19 protein-coding genes and 2 pseudogenes are annotated in these 19,873 nt (G+C 70.0%); 13 read left to right on the forward strand and 8 right to left on the reverse strand.

Features of this window, described 5'->3' with window-relative positions; translation table 11 throughout:
* The first annotated feature begins 385 nt into the window (after positions 1 to 385).
* The gene (locus ACRAWC_RS09590) at positions 386 to 1,207 is read left to right on the forward strand and encodes a winged helix-turn-helix domain-containing protein (protein ID WP_431347505.1); all 822 of its coding nucleotides are present in this window, start codon (positions 386 to 388) and stop codon (positions 1,205 to 1,207) included.
* Here ACRAWC_RS09590 and ACRAWC_RS09595 read toward each other — a convergent pair.
* The 4 genes from ACRAWC_RS09595 to ACRAWC_RS09610 all read right to left on the reverse strand — a co-directional run bounded on the left by ACRAWC_RS09595 (position 1,204) and on the right by ACRAWC_RS09610 (position 4,270).
* Positions 1,204 to 1,959: an ABC transporter permease gene (locus tag ACRAWC_RS09595; protein ID WP_431349412.1), complete on the reverse strand. Its 756-nt coding sequence runs from the start codon at positions 1,957 to 1,959 to the stop codon at positions 1,204 to 1,206. The two genes, ACRAWC_RS09590 and ACRAWC_RS09595, sit on opposite strands and share 4 nt — an antisense overlap.
* Before the next feature lie 60 nt (positions 1,960 to 2,019).
* Positions 2,020 to 3,033, reverse strand: a complete 1,014-nt coding sequence (locus ACRAWC_RS09600) for an ABC transporter ATP-binding protein (protein WP_431347506.1) — start codon at positions 3,031 to 3,033, stop codon at positions 2,020 to 2,022.
* 155 nt (positions 3,034 to 3,188) lie between these two features.
* Positions 3,189 to 3,896 (reverse strand): PadR family transcriptional regulator, encoded by a 708-nt coding sequence (locus ACRAWC_RS09605; protein WP_431347507.1) that lies wholly within the window; start codon positions 3,894 to 3,896, stop codon positions 3,189 to 3,191.
* Positions 3,896 to 4,270 carry a hypothetical protein gene (locus tag ACRAWC_RS09610; RefSeq protein WP_431347508.1) on the reverse strand — a complete coding sequence of 125 codons (375 nt, stop codon included), beginning with the start codon at positions 4,268 to 4,270 and terminating at the stop codon, positions 3,896 to 3,898. The genes ACRAWC_RS09605 and ACRAWC_RS09610 overlap by 1 nt, the downstream gene beginning before the upstream one ends.
* A 526-nt stretch (positions 4,271 to 4,796) precedes the next feature.
* Between ACRAWC_RS09610 and ACRAWC_RS09615 the strand changes: the two genes are divergently transcribed.
* Entirely contained in the window at positions 4,797 to 5,264 is a 468-nt protein-coding gene (locus tag ACRAWC_RS09615) for a MarR family winged helix-turn-helix transcriptional regulator (RefSeq protein WP_431347509.1), read from the forward strand.
* Between the two features lie 99 nt (positions 5,265 to 5,363).
* Entirely contained in the window at positions 5,364 to 7,646 is a 2,283-nt protein-coding gene (locus tag ACRAWC_RS09620; RefSeq protein ID WP_431347510.1) for a transglycosylase domain-containing protein, read from the forward strand.
* 9 nt (positions 7,647 to 7,655) lie between these two features.
* Here ACRAWC_RS09620 and ACRAWC_RS09625 read toward each other — a convergent pair whose 3' ends face one another.
* From ACRAWC_RS09625 to ACRAWC_RS09640, 4 genes are all read right to left on the reverse strand, one after another.
* Positions 7,656 to 8,114 (reverse strand): SRPBCC family protein, encoded by a 459-nt coding sequence (locus tag ACRAWC_RS09625; protein WP_431347511.1) that lies wholly within the window; start codon positions 8,112 to 8,114, stop codon positions 7,656 to 7,658.
* Between the two features lie 87 nt (positions 8,115 to 8,201).
* The gene (locus ACRAWC_RS09630) at positions 8,202 to 9,911 is read right to left on the reverse strand and encodes a glycoside hydrolase family 13 protein (RefSeq protein WP_431347512.1); all 1,710 of its coding nucleotides are present in this window, start codon (positions 9,909 to 9,911) and stop codon (positions 8,202 to 8,204) included.
* A gap of 31 nt (positions 9,912 to 9,942) precedes the next feature.
* On the reverse strand, positions 9,943 to 10,878 hold the full coding sequence (locus ACRAWC_RS09635) for a Gfo/Idh/MocA family protein (protein WP_431347513.1): 936 nt from the start codon (positions 10,876 to 10,878) through the stop codon (positions 9,943 to 9,945).
* Positions 10,875 to 12,077, reverse strand: a complete 1,203-nt coding sequence (locus ACRAWC_RS09640; RefSeq protein ID WP_431347514.1) for an ROK family protein — start codon at positions 12,075 to 12,077, stop codon at positions 10,875 to 10,877. The genes ACRAWC_RS09635 and ACRAWC_RS09640 overlap by 4 nt, the downstream gene beginning before the upstream one ends.
* Positions 12,078 to 12,242: 165 nt before the next feature.
* Here ACRAWC_RS09640 and ACRAWC_RS09645 point away from each other — a divergent pair, with 165 nt between their 5' ends.
* From ACRAWC_RS09645 to ACRAWC_RS09690, 10 genes and pseudogenes are all read left to right on the forward strand, one after another.
* Entirely contained in the window at positions 12,243 to 12,995 is a 753-nt protein-coding gene (locus ACRAWC_RS09645) for an amino acid ABC transporter ATP-binding protein (RefSeq protein WP_431347515.1), read from the forward strand.
* Between the two features lie 72 nt (positions 12,996 to 13,067).
* Positions 13,068 to 14,021, forward strand: coding sequence for a glutamate ABC transporter substrate-binding protein (locus tag ACRAWC_RS09650; protein ID WP_431347516.1), 954 nt, complete (start codon positions 13,068 to 13,070; stop codon positions 14,019 to 14,021).
* Between the two features lie 142 nt (positions 14,022 to 14,163).
* On the forward strand, positions 14,164 to 14,808 hold the full coding sequence (locus ACRAWC_RS09655) for an amino acid ABC transporter permease (RefSeq protein WP_431347517.1): 645 nt from the start codon (positions 14,164 to 14,166) through the stop codon (positions 14,806 to 14,808).
* Positions 14,805 to 15,491, forward strand: coding sequence for an ABC transporter permease subunit (locus ACRAWC_RS09660; RefSeq protein ID WP_431347518.1), 687 nt, complete (start codon positions 14,805 to 14,807; stop codon positions 15,489 to 15,491). Before ACRAWC_RS09655 ends, ACRAWC_RS09660 begins: the two co-directional genes overlap by 4 nt.
* Positions 15,416 to 15,736 carry a hypothetical protein gene (locus ACRAWC_RS09665; RefSeq protein WP_431347519.1) on the forward strand — a complete coding sequence of 107 codons (321 nt, stop codon included), beginning with the start codon at positions 15,416 to 15,418 and terminating at the stop codon, positions 15,734 to 15,736. Before ACRAWC_RS09660 ends, ACRAWC_RS09665 begins: the two co-directional genes overlap by 76 nt.
* Positions 15,729 to 16,735, forward strand: a pseudogene (locus ACRAWC_RS09670) (asparaginase). Before ACRAWC_RS09665 ends, ACRAWC_RS09670 begins: the two are co-directional and overlap by 8 nt.
* Positions 16,736 to 16,776: 41 nt before the next feature.
* Positions 16,777 to 17,477: pseudogene (locus ACRAWC_RS09675) on the forward strand (copper homeostasis protein CutC).
* Positions 17,474 to 17,971 carry an ROK family protein gene (locus ACRAWC_RS09680; protein ID WP_431347520.1) on the forward strand — a complete coding sequence of 166 codons (498 nt, stop codon included), beginning with the start codon at positions 17,474 to 17,476 and terminating at the stop codon, positions 17,969 to 17,971. The pseudogene ACRAWC_RS09675 and the gene ACRAWC_RS09680 overlap by 4 nt, the downstream one beginning before the upstream one ends.
* Positions 17,869 to 18,438, forward strand: coding sequence for an ROK family protein (locus ACRAWC_RS09685; protein ID WP_431347521.1), 570 nt, complete (start codon positions 17,869 to 17,871; stop codon positions 18,436 to 18,438). The genes ACRAWC_RS09680 and ACRAWC_RS09685 overlap by 103 nt, the downstream gene beginning before the upstream one ends.
* 141 nt (positions 18,439 to 18,579) lie before the next feature.
* Complete coding sequence (locus ACRAWC_RS09690) at positions 18,580 to 19,803, forward strand: IS30 family transposase (RefSeq protein WP_431346749.1); 1,224 nt, start codon at positions 18,580 to 18,582, stop codon at positions 19,801 to 19,803.
* The last annotated feature ends 70 nt before the right edge of the window (positions 19,804 to 19,873 follow it).

Raw genomic sequence — 19,873 nt, forward strand, 5'->3', positions numbered from 1 at the left:
CCGTAACGATTTGACATGACGTGTCACGGGACGGTTTACTTCTCAACATGACTGACAACTCGCGCACCCTGACCTCCTTCGAGGCCCCCGGGGATGCCGGCATGATGATGCCCGGCCGCGACTCGGTCATGTGTTGCCGAATGTGTCGCTAATCTGACGACCCTTTCGCCGAGCGGTCGCCCTCCGACGCAGACGAGCGTCGGCTCCGGGCACAGCTCCTCGGGCGCGCCACACGAACGCACCCGTGCATCAGTCCCTTTCTGAACAGGGACACCTCGTCACACCGGAAAACCCGCATCCGGCGCACCCTCCTCAGCAGATCCTCGCAGGAGACAGCCGCATCCGGGCCCGGACGCATCATCATCACCGAAGGGCTCTCCCTCCCATGTCTCTCGCAACCGTCGACACCCTCCGTCCCTCCACTCCCGTCGCCCCGGCAGCTTCTGCCGCCACGGCGCCCCGCCTCCGCGCCGTCCCCGAGGGGACCGAGGCCCGCGGCTTCGTCCTCTACGTCGGCATCGACGAGCTGAAGGCCGCCGCGTCCGGCACCGACCTCGGCCGCATCGTCGAGGCGCTCAAGCAGCTCACGGCCGAGCTGGCCCCGGCCGCCGAGACCTACGCCGCCGTGGCCCTGGCCCCGGCCGGCGCCGGCGGACGCGACGTCGACGTGGTCCGCCTCGCCCTGCAGGACCCCGCCGCGATCGCCAAGCACCGCCACACCGCCACGGTCGACGAGGACGAGGACCGCGCCGCCTCCGGCGTCGTGGTCGACATCTCCCGCAAGCGCCTCGTCCTCGACAACCAGACCGTGTCGCTCACGTACAAGGAGTTCGAGCTGCTGCAGTACCTGGTGCTGCGCGAGGGCCGCACCATCGAGCGCGCCGAGCTGATCTCGTCGCTCTGGTCGAACGCCGACGAGGGCGAGATCCCCAACGAGCGCACCATCGACGTCCACGTCCGCCGCCTGCGCGCCAAGTTGGGACGCTACGAGGACATCGTGCGTACCGTGCGCGGCGTCGGCTACCGCTTCGACCGCCACGCGGACGTCTCCATCCGCCACGCCAGCGCCCCCTCCCCGACCTCTTCTGAGCCTCGGCAGCCGTCGAGCGCCAGCGAGTTCGCGCAAACTGCGTCGCAAACCGCCGAGCACGCAGATCGTCTGCCTACTCGGCGGTTCGCGGTTGAAACGGGTGTACTCGGCGGCTAGGCGGAGCGTTTGTAGATGCGGAAGGCGTTGGTCGCGAGGGCGGCCATGACGACGGCTAGTGCGGCGAGCAGGCCGGCGTGGGCCCACAGGCTCGCCCAGTCCGGGGCCGCGCTGAGGGCCTCGCGGCCGACGATCACCGCCCACTCGAACGGGTTGTAAGCCGCGACGTTCCGCACCCACTCCGGCGACAGCGTCGTGTTCATGATCGCCGAGCTGAGGAACATCAGCGGGAGCGTGATGAGCTGCGAGATGCCGATCAGCGCGGTCTGGTCGCGTGCGAGCAGCGCGACAGCGTTCGAGAACGAGCAGAACACCGCGGTCAGAAGCACGACGCCCAGCAGGAGGAGGAGCATCCCGCCCGCGCCGCCGTCGAAGCGCGCGCCCGCCCAGAAGGCGATCCCCACCACGATCAGCGATTGCACCACCGCCAGGATCGACTGGTAGACGAGCGTCGACACGATCATGGCGCCGCGGTTGGTGGGCGAGGTGAGGAACCTGTCCATCACGCCGCGGTCCATGTCCTGGATGTAGACGGTGCCCGACCAGGCGCTCCCGAACAGCGCGAGCATCATCACGACGCCCGGCGTCAGGTACTCCAGGTAGCTCTGGCCGCCGCCGAATCCCGGGATTTCGGTGACCGACTTGAAGAGCTGTCCGAAGATCAATAGCCAGATGACCGGCTGCACCAGGTTCATCACCAGGAACGCGGGCATCCGAATCGCCCAGCGGAGCTGGCGGCCGGTGAGCAGCAGCGTGTGGGTGAGGAAGGTCGGGCCGGTGCGGCGCTGCGCGCGCGGGAACGGCGATGGCGGTCATGATGCGGTCTCCAGAACGTGCTCGGCGGACTCCTGCGCCCGCGTGAAGGTGCGGCCGGTGTGCCGCAGGTAGACGTCGTCGAGGCTGGGCCGCGCGACGGTGGCGGAGGCGACGGCGACGGCTGCGGCCTCCAGCGCGGCGAGGGCGGCCGGGAGGGTAGCCGCCCCGTTGTCCGCCCGGGCGCGGAGCGTGCGGCCGTCGCCGCCGACCTCGTGGAGGGCGTCGACGCGCTCGAGCGCCGTGAGAGCCGCGAACGGGTCGGCGTCCGGCGACAGTTCCACGATGACGGCGTCGCCGCGGAGGCCGTTCTTCAGCTCCTCCGGGGTTCCGCCCGTGACGATGCGTCCGTGGTCCACGATCGCCAGCCGGTCGGCGAGACGGTCGGCCTCGTCCAGGTAGTGCGTCGTGAGCAGGACTGTGAGGTTCTCGGCGCCGGTCATCCGATCCAGCTCCGCCCACAGCTCGGCGCGCGCCTCCGGGTCGAGCCCGGTGGTCGGCTCGTCGAGGAAGAGCACCTCCGGCCGGTGCATGAGCCCGATCGCGACGTCCAGCTTGCGCGCCATGCCGCCCGAGTAGGCCTTCACCTGGCGCTTGGCGTGGTCGGTGAGCCCGAAGCGGTCGAGCAGTTCGCGGGAGCGGGCCTTCGCGTCCCGGCCGCTCATCCCCTGCAGGCGGCCGGCGAGGACGAGGTTCTCGGCGCCGGTGTCGTTGGGGTCGGAGACCGGCTTCTGCGCCACGAAGCCGATCGCGCGGCGCACGCGGCCGGGGTTTCGGCTGACGTCGATGCCGGCCACGAAGGCCGTACCGGCGTCGGCACGGGCCAGCGTGGACAGGATCTTCATGGTGGTGGACTTGCCGGCGCCGTTGGGGCCGAGCAGTCCGAAGACGGTGCCGGAGGCGACCTCGAAGCCGAGGTCGTCGACAGCGCGGACGGCGGGTGTGCCCCGGCCTCCGTTGTAGATCTTGACGAGGTGCTCGGCGGCGATCGCCGAGCCGGTGTGTGGTGCCACGGGTGGCTTCCTTTCATCTCGGGCAGCCACCGTCGCGGGCCTATCATGGAGAAAGCCCTCGGTGACTGTTGACGCAGGTTCCGCAAGGAACGAATCGAAGGTGTGGATGGCCGGAGAGTTGCCGCTCTCCGGCCATCGTTCTGTCTGTGCGGCGCTCAGGTGCCTGCGGGGCTCGGCGCTTCCGCGGAGCCCATCAGGTCGGCCACCTCCTGTCCGAAATCCCCGGCGGCGATCCGGTCGCGGATCTCCGCCATGTCGTGGCCCTCGCCGAACAGCTCCCAGAGCCGCTCCCACCAGTCGACTCCGCCGAGGGTCCGGTCGCGGATGCGCGCGGCCAGGTCGGCGATGAACGCGCGCTCGGCCTCCATGATCGCGACCCGGTAGCGGGACTCGATCATGAACAGTTCGGGCAGCGGGAGGGCGAGCGCGCTGTCGAACACGCGGGCCCGCTCGGCGAGCTCGGCGTCCAGGAGGTCGCGCCGCCGTTCGAGGAGTTCGACGGCGACCTCCGGGGCGAGCATCGGGAGCAGCGACAGCCCGGTCTCGATGGCGGGGTACTCCTTCACCGGGAACGCGATGAGCTCCCGCATCCACTCGTCCGCCTCCGCTCGGCCGGCGTCGGTGATCTCGTAGACGACGCGCTCGGGCCGGTTGCCCTCCCGCTCGGTCTGCGCGACGCGGATGAAGCCGTGCTTCTCGAGCGACTTGATGACGGCGTAGAGGGAGCCGAAGTTGAGCCGGATGCTGTCCTCCTTGCCGCGCTCCCGCATGGTGGTCGTCATCTCGTACGGGTACATCGGCTTCTCCCAGAGGCAGGCCAGCACTGCCAGCGCCAGGGGGTTGGACACCGCTCGCTTACTCATTACTCACCTCCGGATACTTTGCTCAGAGTATTCGGTTTGGAGTGGCGGGTCAAGCGGCTTCCTACTGCCGGAGCGGTTCGCCCTCGGGCGCCCCGTCGATCGGCGAACATGTCGACGGAGAAAGCTGAGGTGAAAACCAGGCCAATCATGATCAGGCCGAAGCTGCCGATTCCGATGAGCGCGATGATCGCCAGGTGAAGTGCGCTGGAGAACGCGACCGCGAGTACTCGCGCCTTTCCGGGTACCCAAATGAGCACGGCGATGGCGATCTCGACGGCAATTGTGCCGGAGCTGATGAGGAACGCTCCGACCGGGGTAGCCGTGATCGCGAGCGCAATCGAGCCGAGTGGCCCAGAGACTCCGAACATCTCCATTCGGGTTACGTAGTAGATGGCAGATCCATCCACCCAGGAACATCTATTCCGGCCGAGGATTGCCCTGGGCGATGACCGCCTTCGCGGCTTGATTCGCCGAGCGCCACGCAAGGAGCGAGACGACCACTATGACGACGAATCCGCTCAACGCCAGACAGTGTTTACATTTTAACCCTTAGCATATATACAAGACCGACCTGTCCACCCTCAGCGTGGGGATAACCGCCCCATAGAGAATTCGCAGCAAAAATAACGACTTGATAACTAGCACCCGTTACCTCTTCGTTATATAGTTCAAGAGCAATGGTTGTTTGCTGTGGCAGCCATCGCGGAATGTGATTGCAGGACACTCTTGGTGCAAGGGAGAGGGCCGGCCGCTAGCCTCTGCGGCCGGCCCTCAATCTTTTCGTCGCACGACCGTTCCAACCCCTCCCTCCGCGAACGCCGTGCTGGCACGGATGAGCGCTGTCGGCGCATGATGAGATGATGCGAACGCATCGACTATCGAGCGCGAAGGGGTGGCGTCATGAGCACGGGGACGACCGCGGCCGGTCCGGCCAAGCGATCCAGGACGACCGCGGTCTCGGCATGGGAGTCGCTGTTCCGGGCGCAGGTCGCCGTCATGCGGACGCTGGCCGCCGAGTTCCCGACCAGGGACATCTCGTTCAACGAGTACGACGTCCTCTTCACCCTCTCCCGCCAGGCCGACCGCTCGCTGCGCCTCCGCGACCTCAACAAGCACGTCCTCCTCACCCAGCCGAGCGTGAGCAGGCTCGTCGACCGGCTGGTCGACCGGGGGCTCGTCGTCAAAGGTCCGGAGCCGTCCGACGCGCGCGGCACGATCATCACGATGACCGACACCGGGTTCGAGATGTTCCGTCGCGTCGCGTTCGACCACATGCGCTCCATCGCGCAGCGGGTCGGCACCCGGCTCGACACCGAGGAGCTGGAGCAGCTCGCCGCCCTGTGCGACAAACTGCGCGGCGAGGACTGACGGCCCGATCCTCCTCCACATTCTCATTCCTGAATAAGTTCTCCACAACGCGGGCGGACCCTCGGGGACGCGACATCGGGCACGCGTATTATTGCGCGCATGGCTGACGGACGCAGAAGATGGAAGTGGGCGCCCGCGCTGCTCGGATTCGTGGCGCTGAGCGGCGTAGCCGGACTCCTCGCCGCCGCGGCGGTCACACCCGCCGTCGCCCTCACCGGCTCGGCCGCGGACTCGACCATCAGCGTCTTCGACGGCCTCCCCGAATATATGAAGGTGGAGCCGCTGGCGCAGGCGTCCACCATGTACGCGACGTCCGCCGGCAAACCGGTGCCGATCGCCACGTTCTACTCGCAGAACCGCGTGGAGGTCGGCTGGGACGCCATCTCCCAGAACCTCAAGGACGCGGCGATCGCCACGGAGGACCCGCGCTTCTACGAGCACGGCGGTGTCGACGTCACCGGCACGATCCGCGGCGCGGTGCTGACGGCGCTGCACAAATCGGTGCAGGGCGGCTCGTCCATCACTCAGCAGTACGTCAAGAACATCCTGGTGCAGCGCTGCGAGAACAAGCAGCCGGACCCGACCGCGGCGGACGCCGTCCAGAAGAAGCAGTACAAGGCGTATCAGGCCTGCTACAACGACGCGACCGCCGTCGACCCGGTGCGCAAGCTCAAGGAGATGCGCTACGCGATCGGGCTCGAGAAGGAGTACTCGAAGAACGACATCCTGCAGAGCTACCTCAACATCGCTCTGTTCGGTGGCCGCGTCTACGGCGTCCAGTCGGCGGCCGAGTACTACTTCGGGGTGTCGGCCGCGGACATCTCGCTCCCCCAGGCGGCGACCCTCATCGCCATCCTGAACAACCCGGACAACCTCCGCATCGACCGGCCGGCCAACAAGGACAACGGCGCGGCGAACGGCTACGCGCAGACCCTCGCCCGGCGCAACTACGTGATCGACCGCATGCTGGTGAACGGCAAGATCACCAAAGAGGAGCACGACGCGGCGAAGGCCACCAAGGTCGTGCCCAAGATCAGCCAGATGTCGAACGGCTGCATGACCGCGCAGCAGTTCAACGCGGCGTTCTTCTGCGACTATGTCGAGCGCACCATCGAGCAGAACCCGATCTTCGGCAAGACCGCCGACGAGCGGTCCAGCTACCTGACGCGCGGCGGCCTCAAGATCTACACGACGCTGAACCTCGACCTCCAGTCGCAGGCGCAGCAGGCGGTGTCGGCGTACATCCCGCCCTCCAGCCCCAACCTGGACCTCGGCTCGTCGAACGTCTCGGTGGAGGTCGGCACGGGCCGGATCGTCACGATGGTGCAGAACAGGCCGTACGACAACACGGCGGCGCCCGCCGCGGGCACCACGGCTGTCAACTACAACACCGACTACGACTACGGCGGCTCGGAAGGCTTCCAGACCGGATCGTCGTACAAGGCGTTCGACCTGCTCGAATGGCTGAAGGAAGGCCACACCCTCAACGAGGTGGTGAACGGGACGCAGCACACCTTCCCGCAGACCGCGTTCCACGAGAGCGACCCCTGCAACGACATCGGCGGGGCGCCGTGGAACGTCGCGAACGACGAGGGCGAGTCGGTGACCTCGACGTCGGTGATGCAGGCGACGGCGGCCTCCATCAACTCGATCTTCGCGATGATGGCCACCAAGCTGGACCTCTGCGGCATCAAGGAAGGCGCCCAGGACCTCCTGGTCCACGGCGCGGATGAGGCGACCAACCCGTACATGGCCAACCCGTCGTCCGTGCTGGGCACGAACTACATCGCCCCGATCACGATGGCGACGGCGTACGCCGGGATCGCCAACAACGGCAAGGCGTGCAGCCCGGTCGCGATCGACAAGATCATCACGACCGACGGCGTCGCGCACGCCGTTCCGAAGACCCAGTGCTCGACCACCCCGATCGACCCGGGCGTCGCAGCCGCCGCGATCTACGCCCTCCAGGGCGTGCTCCGCGGAGGCGGCACCGCGTCCTCGGCCAACCCGAACGACGGCGTTCCGCTCTTCGGCAAGACCGGAACGACGGACAATTCGGTCGAGAACTGGCTGGTCACCTCCACGACGAAGATCGCGCAAGCCACGTGGGTGGGCAACATCTCGGGCGGCGTCGCCCTCCGCAGCCAGAACTTCCAGGGCGTCGGCGGCGGCGACGTCAAGTTCGCGATCGTCAAGCGCATCCAGACGGCGCTCGACGCCGCCTACGGCGGGTCGGCGTTCCCCGCTCCGCTCCCGAAGTTCCTCGGGGTGTCCGCGCCGCCGAAGGCGGCCGCGCCGGCGCCGAGCGCGCCCGGTGCAGGTCAGACCAACCCCGCTCCGGCCCCGGTCACACCCCCTGGCCAGGGGAAGAAGAAGCCCTGACGCGGCGACTCACGCGGGCGGGCAGTTCGCCGCTGAGCGCTCAGCGACCGTCTTGACGCCCTGCAGCATGGCGACCCAGTTGTCGCGGGAGTGCTGGGCGGCCTCCACCGTCGGATTGTTGTCCTGATCGAGCGTGACGTGGGTGCCCTCCGGGGTCGCGTCGAGCTCGAAGTGCAGCGCGTGGTAGTTCTCGGGGACGTCGGGCAGGCCGCTCAACGGGCTGAAGTGCGTCAGCACGATCCGCCAGGGCTCCTCGCGGTCCTCCAGCTCGATCACCCGGCCGTGGTCCTCGAACGACTTCCCCTGCCACTCGCCGCGCCAGACGATGCGCGAGCCGAGCCTCCAGTCGGAGACGACCTCCGCCCCGAACAGGATCTCGGGATGGGACCCGCTCGAGGTCAGCAGGTTCCATACCTCCCGCCGGGGCGCACGGATGTCCGCCTCGGCTCTCGCGACGTAGTTCCCCATGACGCGCCACTCCCGCTCCCGTCGCCGCCTCGGGCGACGTTGACGCCCATCACACACCTCACGGTGCGGGGAGCACAACCCCGCGGCTCACGCGTCCGCGAAGACGAGCGCCTCCCAGGGCTCCACCGAGCCGGACACTCCCCGCCCGGCCGAGTCGTCCAGGTTGCCGAGCACGAGCGCCGCGCCCTCCCAGCCCGCCTGCTCCGACGGGTCGTAGCTCGCGGGCTCGCTGCTCAGGTTGGCGAGGACCAGCAGGCGGCGGCCACCCCGCTCGCGCACGTACGCGAAGAGCTGGGGATGCTCGGGCAGCACCAGGGTGAAGTCGCCGTCGGCCACGACGTCGGACCGATGCCGGAGGTCGATCAGCCGCCGGTAGTGGGCGAACACCGAGTCGGGCGCGTGAAGCTCGGCCTCCGCGTTCACCAGTACGTAGTCCGGGTTGGCCTCGATCCACGGCGTGCCCGTGGTGAAGCCGGCCGCCGGTGCGGCCGACCACTGCATCGGCGTGCGCGCGTTGTCCCGGCTGGTCTTGCGCAGCGCCGCCATGACCGTGCCGGCGTCCTGACCCTGGATGTCGACGGCCTCCGCATAGTGGTTGAGCGTCTCGATGTCGCGGAAGTCGTCGATGGACTCGAACGGCACGTTCGCCATCCCGAGCTCCTCGCCCTGATAGACGTAGGGCGTGCCGCGCATCAGGTGCAGCACGGTGCCGAGCGCCTTCGCGGACGCGACGCGATGCTCCGGGCGGTCGTCGCCGAACCGGCTGACGACGCGGGGCTGGTCGTGGTTGTTCCAGTACAGGCTGTTCCAGCCGGTGTCGGCGAGGCCCTCCTGCCATTTGGCGAGGTTGCGTTTGAGGTCGAGCACGCTCGCGGGCCGGTCGTCCCACTTGCCGCCGGGTCCGTGGTCGAGGTCGACGTGCTCGAACTGGAAGACCATGTCGACCTCCGCCCGGGCGGGGTCGGTGAACAGCCGGGCCTGCTCGACGGAGACGCCGGGCATCTCCCCCACGGTGAGGATGCGGTCGGCGCGGCCCGCGAAGACGCGCTCATGCATCTCGTGCAGGAACTCGTGGATGCGCGGCCCCTGACCGAAGAACGGGTAGCCGACGCCGAACAGCCCGCCAGGGGGAACCTCGCCGTCGGGGAGCTCGACCACCTTCGAGATGAAGTTGATGACGTCCATCCGGAACCCGTCGACACCGCGGTCGAGCCACCAGTTCATCATGTCGTACACCGCCCCGCGGACCTCCGGGTTCTCCCAATTCAGGTCGGGCTGCTTGCGCGAGAACAGGTGGAGGTAGTACTCGCCGGTGGCCGGGTCGAGCTGCCAGGCGGGACCCGAGAAGAAGGAGCCCCAGTTGTTCGGCTCGGCGCCCTGCTCGCCGGGCTGCCGGCCGTCGCGCGGGGGCCGCCACCAGTACCAGTCGCGCTTCGGGTTGTCGAGCGAGGAGGCGGACTCGATGAACCACGGGTGCTCGTCGGAGGTGTGGTTGACGACGAGGTCCATGACCAGCTTGATGCCGCGCGCGTGCAGGCCGGCGAGCAGCTCGTCGAAGTCGTCGAAGGTGCCGAACAGCGGGTCGATCGCGCGGTAGTCGCTGATGTCGTAGCCGTTGTCGTCGTGCGGCGAGGCGTAGATCGGCGACAACCAGACAACATCCACCCCGAGCTCCTGCAGGTAGTCGAGGTGCTGGATGATGCCGCGCAGGTCGCCGATGCCGTCGCCGTCGCTGTCCGCGAAACTCCGCGGATAGACCTGATACACGACCGCTGACTTCCACCATGTCTCACTCACGCGCCCACCTTACCCGGGGGCGTCGGGCCGCTCAGGCGGCCCCGGGAACGAGCACTACGCGCGCGCCCGTCCGCGCCGACTCCCGCGCCGCCAGGCAGACCCGCAGAGCGTCGATCGCGGCGGCCACCGGTGAACGGGCCGGCTCGGCGCCGGTCTCGACGCACTCCAGGAAGTAGCGGGCCTGCGCCGTGAACGCGTCGCCCGGGAGGTCGGTGAGGGAGTCCGAGGCGCGGTCGCCGACGACCTCCAGCGTGGTGCGGAACGGCGAACCGGCGGGGAGGTCGGAGACGGCGAGGAGCTGGGCCACACCACCGGCGGCGTACTCGACGGTGATCGCGGCCGGTGTGCCGAACCGGTCCCCGGGCGCGCGGACGGTGGTGACCGCGACGGGCTCGCCGAGGTACGCGTTGGCCTGGTCGACATCGTGGATGGCGAAGTCCACGACCATCCCGCCGGAGCGGGACTCGTCGGCCAGCCACTCGGCGCCGGCCGGCGCGGCCGACAGGCGCGACCCGAGCACGGCGCGCGGGAGGCCGACCGACCCCGCCGCGACGCGTTCGGCGAGCGCCGCGTACCCCGGGAAGAAGCGCACGACGTGGGCGACCATCAGGACGCCGGGCGCGCGGGCCGCGGCGGCGGCGACGCGCTCGGCGTCGGGGAGCGTCAGCGCGATCGGCTTCTCGAGCAGGACGTTCCCGCCCGCCGCGAGAGCCTGCACGGCGAGGTCGGCGTGAGTGGGGGTCGGCGTGCAGATCGAGGCGATGTCCGCGGCGGGGTCGGCGAGCGCGTCGTCGAGGGAGGTCGTCCAGCGCGCGTCGGGCGCGGCCGGGAGGTCGGGGCGCGTGCGCGGCGAGACCACCCACCGCACCGGCACGCCGCATGCCGCCCAGGCCTCGGCGTGCGCCTGGCCCATCCGGCCGGCGCCGACCACGACCGCGCCGTGCGTCGCGGCACGCTCCCCTTTCATCGCACCGCGCGGTCGACCTGCGCGGGATCGAACAGGGCGTCGAGCACGAGCCGGCCGGCGCCGCGGATGCCCGCCTCCTGCTTCGCCACGCTGACCGCGATGTCGAGCTGGTCGGTGATCATCGGCAGGCAGTCCGAGTAGATCGCCGAGCGGACGCCCGCGACGAACGCCTCCGCCTCACCGAGGATGCCGCCGAGCACCAGGCGCTGCGGGTTGAAGAAGTTCATGATCGTCGCGAGCACGCCGCCGGTGCGGAGGCCGGCCTCCCGCAGCATGAGTGTGGCAAGCGGGTGCGCGTCGCGCGCGAGCGCGAGGACGTCGCGGGTGTCGACGACCTCCACCCCCGCTCCACGCAGGGCCTGCACGATGGCGGCGCCCCCGGCGACGGCGTCGAGGCAGCCGACCCGGCCGCAGGAGCACAACACGTCGGGGGCGCCCGGCACCGTGACGTGGCTGATGTCGCCCGCCATACCGTGATGGCCGCGGTAGACGCCGCCGAAGGCGACGATCCCGCAGCCGATGCTCGACCCGGCTTTGACGAAGACGAGCTGGCCGTCGGCCCTCAGCGCCTCCGGCGTGTGTGCGGTGGCGTCGAACTCGCCCAGCGCCATCAGGTTGGCGTCGTTGTCCACGGCGACAGTCAGGCCGGTGCGGGAGGCCAGCGCGGCTGCGACGTCGAGGCCGTTCCAGCCGGGCATCCGCGACGGCGAGACCATCCGGCCGGTGGTGGAGTCGACCGGCCCGGGCATGCCGATCCCGATGCCGCGCAGCTCCTGGCCGGGGGCCCCGTGCATCGCCCGGAGCTCCTCGGCGCTCGCGGCGATCCAGGAGAGGACGCGGTCGGGTCCCGAGCCGATGTCCATCGCCTCGGTGCGGGACGCCAGCAGCCGCCCGGACAGGTCGAACAGTCCGAAGGTGGCGTGGTGCGAGCCGAGGTCCGCCGCGGCCACGACGCCCGACCCGGCGTCGACCTCCAGGGCCCGCGGGCGGCGGCCGCCGTGCGAGACGCCCTCTCCCGCCTCCCGCAGGAAGCCGGCGGCGAGCAGCGCGTCGACCCGCTGCGCGACGGTGGAGGGCGACAGGCCGGTGTGGCGGGCGATGTCGGCGCGGGAGCCGGCCCGGCCCGAGCGGACGAGGTGCAGGATGCCGCCGGGTGTGGCCGGTGCGTTCCCGGGTGCCGCGATGTTCGTGCCGCTCATTTCAGCGCATCCCCCTTGTTGCACGCATCCGTCGCGTGCCTGGTCTCGGTTGAGAATACTGTACCGACTTTCTTCGATTTCGAACCAACCAAATTCGAAATTGCACGAACATGAATTACTTAGTACGCTCATCGCATCCCGACCGATGACGATACGAGGAACCCGATGGAAACACCGAACGCTCGACCCATGGTGAGCCTGCGCGGCGTCGACAAGCACTTCGGCGACCTGCACGTCCTCCGCTCGATCGACCTCGACGTCGCACCGCGCGAGGTGGTCGTGGTCGTCGGCCCGTCCGGCTCGGGCAAGTCCACGCTCTGCCGCTCGATCAACCGACTGGAGACCATCGACGGCGGCGAGATCCGCGTCGACGGCGAGCTGCTCCCCCAGGAGGGCGCCGAGCTGGCACGCCTCCGCGCCGAGGTCGGCATGGTGTTCCAGTCGTTCAACCTGTTCGCGCACCGCACCGTCCTCGACAACGTCGCCCTCGCGCCGGTCAAGGTGCGCAAGGTCAAGAAGGCCGAGGCAGAGCGCCAGGCCCTCGAACTCCTCGACCGGGTCGGCATCGCCGACAAGGCCGGCAGCCACCCGGCACAGCTCTCGGGCGGCCAGCAGCAGCGCGCCGCCATCGCCCGCGCCCTCGCGATGCAGCCGAAGGTGATGCTGTTCGACGAGCCCACCAGCGCACTCGACCCCGAGATGGTCGGCGAGGTGCTCGACGTGATGACCTCCCTCGCCCGCGACGGGATGACGATGATCGTCGTCACGCACGAGATGGGCTTCGCCCGCCGCGCCGCCGACCGTGTCGTCTTCATGGACCACGGGCAGATCGTCGAGCAGTCGACGCCCGCCGAGTTCTTCGACTCGCCCCGCACCGAGCGGGCCAAGTCGTTCCTGGCCTCCGTGCTCTCGCACTGAGGCCGCAGCACCAACGCTCCACAGCACCAACGCTTCACAGCACCACATCGTCCGAACTCAGAAAGGGATGCAATGACCCGCAGCTCGACCCGCACGACCCGCCGCCGGGCCGCCTTCGCCGGCGCCCTGCTCGCCGCCGTGACGCTCGCCGTCACGGCCTGCTCCTCCGGCACCTCGGCCCTTCCCGGCGAGGGAGCCGGCTCCACGGCCAAGACCGACACGGTCTTCTCCGGCGCCCCCGTCGCCAAGGCCGCCTTGATCATCCCCGGCTCCACGATGGAGAAGATCAAGAAGCGCGGCAAGCTCATCGTCGCCGAGGCGCTCGACGCCCCGCTGCTCTCGCAGCAGGACCCGACCGACCCGACCAAGGTCACGGGCTTCGACGCCGACCTGGCCAAGCTGCTCGCGATCTACATCCTCGGCAAGCCGAGCGTCGAGATCGTCCCGCCGGCGTCGGAGACCCGCGAGGCGATGCTGCAGAACGGCACCGTCGATGTCGTCTTCAACACCTACACGATCACCCCGCAGCGAGCGACGCAGGTCGACTTCGCCGGCCCCTACTTCGAGTCCGGGCTGTCGGTCGCCGTCAAGAGCGACAACAAGACCATCAAGAGCGAGAAGGACCTCGATGGCAAGAACGTGATCGTCGGCGCGAACACGCCGGCCGTCACCGAGGTGCCGAAGATCGCCCCGAAGGCCACGGTCACCGCGTTCGGCACCGACCCGGCCGCCGTCCAGGCGCTCATCCAGGGCCGCGGCGACGCGTACGTGCAGGACTACACCCTCCTCGCCAGCGACGCCGCCAGCGAGAAGCAGATCAAGGTGGTCGGCCAGCCGTTCACCAAGGAGCCCTACGGCATCGGCCTCCCGCACGGCGACAGCGACTTCAAGAAGTTCGTCAACGACTGGCTGAAGACAATCCAGAAGGGCGGCCAGTGGGGCCAGGCGTGGAAGACCACGCTCGGCACCGTGACCGACTCGGCCATCCCGACGCCGCCGGAGATCGGCTCGGTCCCGGGTTCCTGACCCGCGCCCCTTCCCTCGGGTCTCCTGATCCTCGGGTCTGATCCGACCCCCGAGTTCCCGGGCACTGAGCCCGGGAACCCCCGGGCGGAGCCGGTCCTCCGGCTCCGCCCACCCCACGACTCCCCTCACGAGTGAGCGAGCGATGAACCCCCTGATCGACAACCTCGGGCCGCTTCTGCAGGCCCTCGGCACGACGCTGATGATGGCGGTCGTGGCCGGCGTCGGCTCGATCGTGCTCGGCGTGCTGGTCACGATCGCGCGCGTGAGCCCGATCCCGGTGCTGCGCGCCGCCGCCTTCCTGTACGTGCAGTTCTTCATCAACGTGCCGCTGCTGGCGCTGCTGCTGCTCGCCGTGTTCGCGCTCCCGGACGCCGGCCTCCTGCTGCCGTTGACGCCGACCGCGATCATCGTCCTCACCGTCTACGAGGCCGCCTACGTCGCCGAGGCCGTGCGCTCGGGCGTCAACACCGTTCCGGTCGGGCAGGTGGAGGCCTCCCGTGCTCTCGGTTTCACCCTCGGCCAGTCGCTGCGGCTCGTCGTCGTGCCGCAGGCACTGCGCGCGGTCGTTCAGCCGATCGGCAACGTGATGATCGCCCTCGCGATGAACACCGCCCTCGCCGCCGCCGTGGGCGTGGTGGAGCTGACCGCCGAGGTGAACAAGATCAACCTCGTCGCGGCGCAGCCCATCCTGATCTTCTCCAGCGCGGGCATCCTCTACATGGCCGTCGCGCTGGCCATCGGCCTGGCCGCCGGCTGGGTGGAGCGGAAGGTGGCGATCGCCCGATGACCGCTCAACTCATCCCCGACCGCCCGGCGCCGGTGCGCGCCGCCCGCACGAAGCGTCCGCGGAAGGCATATGCCGCGGCGTTCATGTACGACGCCCCCGGCCCGCGCGGGCGTCGCAACATCCTGATCGGCACCGTACTGAGTTGCCTCGCCATCGCCGGACTGCTCGGCTACGGGCTCTGGCAGTTCGCCTCCCATGGGCAGCTCGCGCCCGAGCGCTGGGCGCCGTTCACCGAGTGGCCGATCTGGAACTACCTGCTGGTCGGGCTGCTCGGAACCCTGGAGGCCGCGGCGATCGTCGCCGTGCTCGGCGGCGTCCTCGGCGTGCTGCTCGCCCTCGGCCGGATCAGCCGGCTGCGCCCGGTGCGGTTCCTGAGCGGGCTGTACATCGAGATCGCGCGCACGGTCCCCGTACTGCTGGTGATCTACCTCATGCTGTTCGGCCTCCCGCAGCTCGGGATCAACCTGCCGGTGCTGTGGAAGCTGGTCGTCCCGCTGACGATCGCCAACTCGGCGGTCTTCGCGGAGATCGTACGCGCCGGCATCCTGAGCCTCCCCGCGGTCAGCGCGAGGCGGCCCTCAGCCTGGGGATGCGCCCGGGCCAGGCGATGCGGTTCGTGGTGCTCCCGCAGGCCGCCCGCAACGTGGCGCCTTCTCTCGTCACCCAGTTCGTCAGCCTCCTGAAGGACACCTCGCTCGGCTACATCGTGGCGTTCACCGAGCTGCTCTACCGCGGCCAGGTGCTCGCGTCGTACCTGCACCTGCTCATCCCGACGTATGTCGCCGTGACGGTCATCTATCTGGTCGTCAACGGCAGCCTCTCGGCGTTCGCCTCCCGCCTGCAGCGCGGACCACGGCGGCGCGCCTCCGCGCAACCCGTGCTTCCGGCCCTGCCGGCGGCCCCGCACCAGGAAGAGTCCCATGTCTAGCACCGCCTCCGTCTCTTCCGCCTCCGTGCAGGGCCTCGCCGAGCTCGCCGCCGTCCGCCGTTCCGGGCTGATCGAGAGCCGCCACTTCGGCAGCCTCGTCGCCCTGGACCCGGCCGGCGGGACGCTGCTGGAGCTCGGCGACCCGGACGCGGTCGTCCTCCCGCGCAGCACGGTGAAGCCGTTGCAGGCGCTCGCGTGCCTCACAGTTGGCGCGCCGCTCGCCGGACCGGAGTTGGCGATCGCGGCCGGCAGCCACACCGGTGAGGACGAGCACGTACGTGTCGTTCGCGGCATCCTGGCGGCGGCCGGCGTCGACGAGTCGGCGCTGGGCTGTCCGGTCGACCGGCCGGAGGACGAGAGCACCTTCGAGCGGATGATCCGCGCCGGCGAGCCGCGCACGCGCATCCGGATGAACTGCTCGGGCAAGCACGCCGCCATGCTGCTGGCCGCCGCCGTGAACGGCTGGCCGACGGAGGGCTACCTCGACCCCTCGCATCCCGTACAGCAGCACGTGCGCGAGACGATGGCCGCGGTGACCGGCGTTCCCGTCGGGCACGACGCGATCGACGGCTGCGGTGCGCCGCTTTCGGGACGACCGTGCGCGGCGTCGCACGGTCGTTCGGGCGGCTGGTGACCGCAGCGCCCGGCAGCACTGAGCGCGCGGTCGCCGACGCGATGCGCGAGAACCCCTTCTACGTCGGCGGAAGCGGGCACCAGAACTCCACCGTCATGGAGACCGTCCCCGGCGCCCTCGCCAAGGGCGGCGCCGAGGGCGTGATCGGCGTCGCGGCGGCCGACGGGACCGCGGTGGCGATGAAGATCGTGGACGGCAGCCCGCGAGCGACGACGCTCATCGCGCTCCGGGTGCTGGAGGCGCTGGGCACCGACATCTCCGGCGCCGGCGCCCTGGTCGACCTGCCGGTGCTCGGCGGCGGCGTGCCGGTCGGCCGGATCGAGGTCGGCGCCGACCTGGCGGCGGCGCTGGAGCGCGTCGCGTGAGCGGAGTGCTGGTGGAGATCTGCCTCGAGGATCTCGCCGGCGTGCGCCTCGCCGAGGACGCGGGCGCCGACCGTATCGAACTGTGCAGCGCCCTGTCCGACGGAGGCCTCACCCCGTCGATCGGCACCGTGGAGGCCGCCCTCCGCTCGGTCACGAGGACGGGTGTCAACGTCCTGGTGCGCCAGCGATCCGGCGACTTCGTGTTCGACGCCGACGAGCTCGCCGCGATGATGGCCGACATCCAGGCCGTGCGGACGCTGCCGAACCCGCACGGTGTGGCGGTCGGCTTCGTCGTGGGCGCGCTCCGGCCCGACGGGTCGGTGGACGCGGACGCGACCCGCACGCTGGTCGCGGCGTGCGGCGACGCGCCGGTCACCTTCCACAAGGCCTTCGATCAGGTGCCCGACCGCGGCGCCGCCCTGGAGGAACTGGTCGGACTCGGGGTGGCGCGCGTCCTCACCTCGGGCGGCGCGGCATCCGCGCTGGAGGGGCCGACGAACTCACCGCGCTGGTCGCGCAGGCGGACGAGCGGATCGTGGTGCTCGCCGCGGGTGGAGTCCGTCCCGGGAACGTGGCCGAACTGGTGCGCCGGACGGGTGTGCGGGAAGTGCACCTTCGGGCGGCGAGGACGGCTCAGAGCGGCTCGCTCGCGACGAGCCGGTACGACCCGGGCCACCGGCAGGTGACGTCGGGGGCGATCGTCGCGGCCGTCGTCGCGGCGGTGCGGGAGGCGGCGGCATGAGCGGGACGACTGTGGCTGGAGCGCTCGCCGACGAACAGGGCGACCGCAGCGCGACCCCGGGCTCCGACTCCCCCGTCGCCCTCGCGGTCGACCTCGGCGGAACAGCCATGAAGGGCGCTGTGGTGGCCGAGGGCGGTGAAGTGGTCGCCGAGTTGACGCGTCCCACGCCGGGTCGCGACATCCTCGACGCGCTGGTGGCACTGTTCCACGACCTGCGCGGCGTCGCCGCGGCGGCCGGGCGCGAAGTCGTCGGCGCCGGCGTGGCCACACCGGGCATGCTGGACGAGCAGCGCGGCATCGTGCACTACGCGTCCAACCTGGACTGGCGGGACGTCCCGCTGCACGACATCCTGCGGGGGAGCTGCGCCTCCCGGTCGCGGTCGGGCACGATGTGCGCGCCGCCGGCCTCGCGGAACGCACCTACGGCGCGGCGCAGGGGTCGGACGACTTCGTCCTCGTCCCGATCGGCACCGGCGTCGCCGCCGCCCTCGTGACCGCGGGCGGGACGATCACCGGCGCGACCGGAGCAGCGGGCGAGTTCGGTCACATCCCCGTGATCCCCGGCGGCGAGCAGTGCACCTGCGGCCAGCGCGGCTGTCTCGAGGTGTACATGTCCGGGGCCGGCGTCGCGCGCCGCTACCGGGAGGCCGGCGGCGAGCCGCTGAGCACCCGCCGGATCGTCGCGCGCCTCGGCAGCGACCCGCTCGCCGACCGCGTCTGGGGCGAGGCCGTCGACGTGCTCGCCCAGGGCCTCACCATCCTCACCCTGTTGCTCGACCCGAAGGTGATCGTGCTGGGCGGCGGCGTCTCGCACGCGGGCGACGCCTTGTTCGCCCCGCTGGAGCACGCCGTGTCGGCCGGCCTGGCCTGGCGGGAACGGCCGGCGATCGTGCGCAGCGGTCTGGGCGGCGACGCCGGCCGTGCAGGAGCCGGCCTGCTCGCGTTCACCGTCGCCCGTTAGCCCGCCGCCGGCCGGCGACGCGACGCGATTCATACCGAATGTCGCGAAAGCGGCTCATCCACATTCGCCACGAATGTTGTGAATCGGGGCGGTGAGTTCCGGCGGTGAGTGCAACACCCTTCGTTTTGGTGAGGGGTTGGGATGGGTTCGCATTCGTCGTTAGAGACTCGCGTTGCGGCGCTTGGGTTGTTGGTGGAGGGCATTTCCGCTGCGGGCGTGGGCGGCTGGTTGGGGTTGCCGCCGGGTCGGGTGGAGCGGTGGGCGAGGCTTGCTGGCATGAAGTTTGAGCCGGGGAGTCGTTCGGGTTTGTTGCGTGTCGGGCCGCCGGGGGTGGTGGGCGCGGCCACTGGTCACGGGCGTCGATTGTCGTTGGCGGATCGGACTCTGATCCAGACGGGGCTGGCGCAGGGGTTCTCGATGCGCAGGATCGCCGCCCTGGTCGGGGTGTCTGCCTCGACGGTGTCGCGGGAGGTCGCCCGGTCGAGGTGGTTGCATCGGGGGCAGTGGCAGTATGAGGCGGGAGTGTCGCATCAGGTCGCCGCGCAACGGCGGGCCAGGCCCAAGCGGCGCAAACTGGACCGGCATCCGGTGTTGCGGGCTGCGGTGGTGGAGCAGTTGAACGACCGGTTCTCCCCGCGACAGGTCGCGGGTCGGCTGCCGCACTTGTTTCCGGGGCGAGAGGATATGCGGGTGTCCTCCGAGACGATCTATCAGGCCCTCTATGTTCAGGGCAAAGGCGCGTTGCGGCACGAGCTGACCGTGGTCAAAGCGTTGCGCTCCGGGCGGAAGGGGCGCATCCCGCAGTCCAAGCTGCCGCGGCGCAGCAACCGGCCCTGGCTGGAGGGAGCCCGGATCAGTGAGCGACCAGCGACGGTCGCCGACCGCGCCGTTCCCGGGCACTGGGAAGGCGACCTCGTCGTCGGCCCCGGCAACTCCGGGATCATCACCCTGGTCGAACGCTCCACCCGATTCGCCCTCCTAGGCCGGCTGCCCGGAACGCGAGACTCCGCCACCGTGATCGACCGGCTCACCGAAATGATCCAACAGCTGCCCGCCGCTCTCTTCAACACCCTGACCTGGGACCAAGGCACCGAAATGGCCGAACACGCCCGATTCACCGTCGCTTCCGGCTGCCCGGTATTCTTCGCCGACCCGCACTCACCCTGGCAACGCGGCAGCAACGAGAACCTCAACGGGCTGATCCGGGACTTCTATCCCAAAGGCACCAACTTCAACACCATCACCGACACCGACCTCGCCGAAACCCAACGACTGCTCAACATCCGCCCACGTCAGACCTTGAACTTCCACACCCCAGCCGAGAAACTCGACGAGCATCTAAAAGGTGTTGCACTCACGAGTTGAAACCACCGGCCCCAGACGCGACATTCGTCACGAATGCGCGGCGCGCAGGCGGGGGTGCGCCGCGCCCGCG

It is taken from the genome of Leifsonia sp. L25 (genome assembly GCF_050632895.1).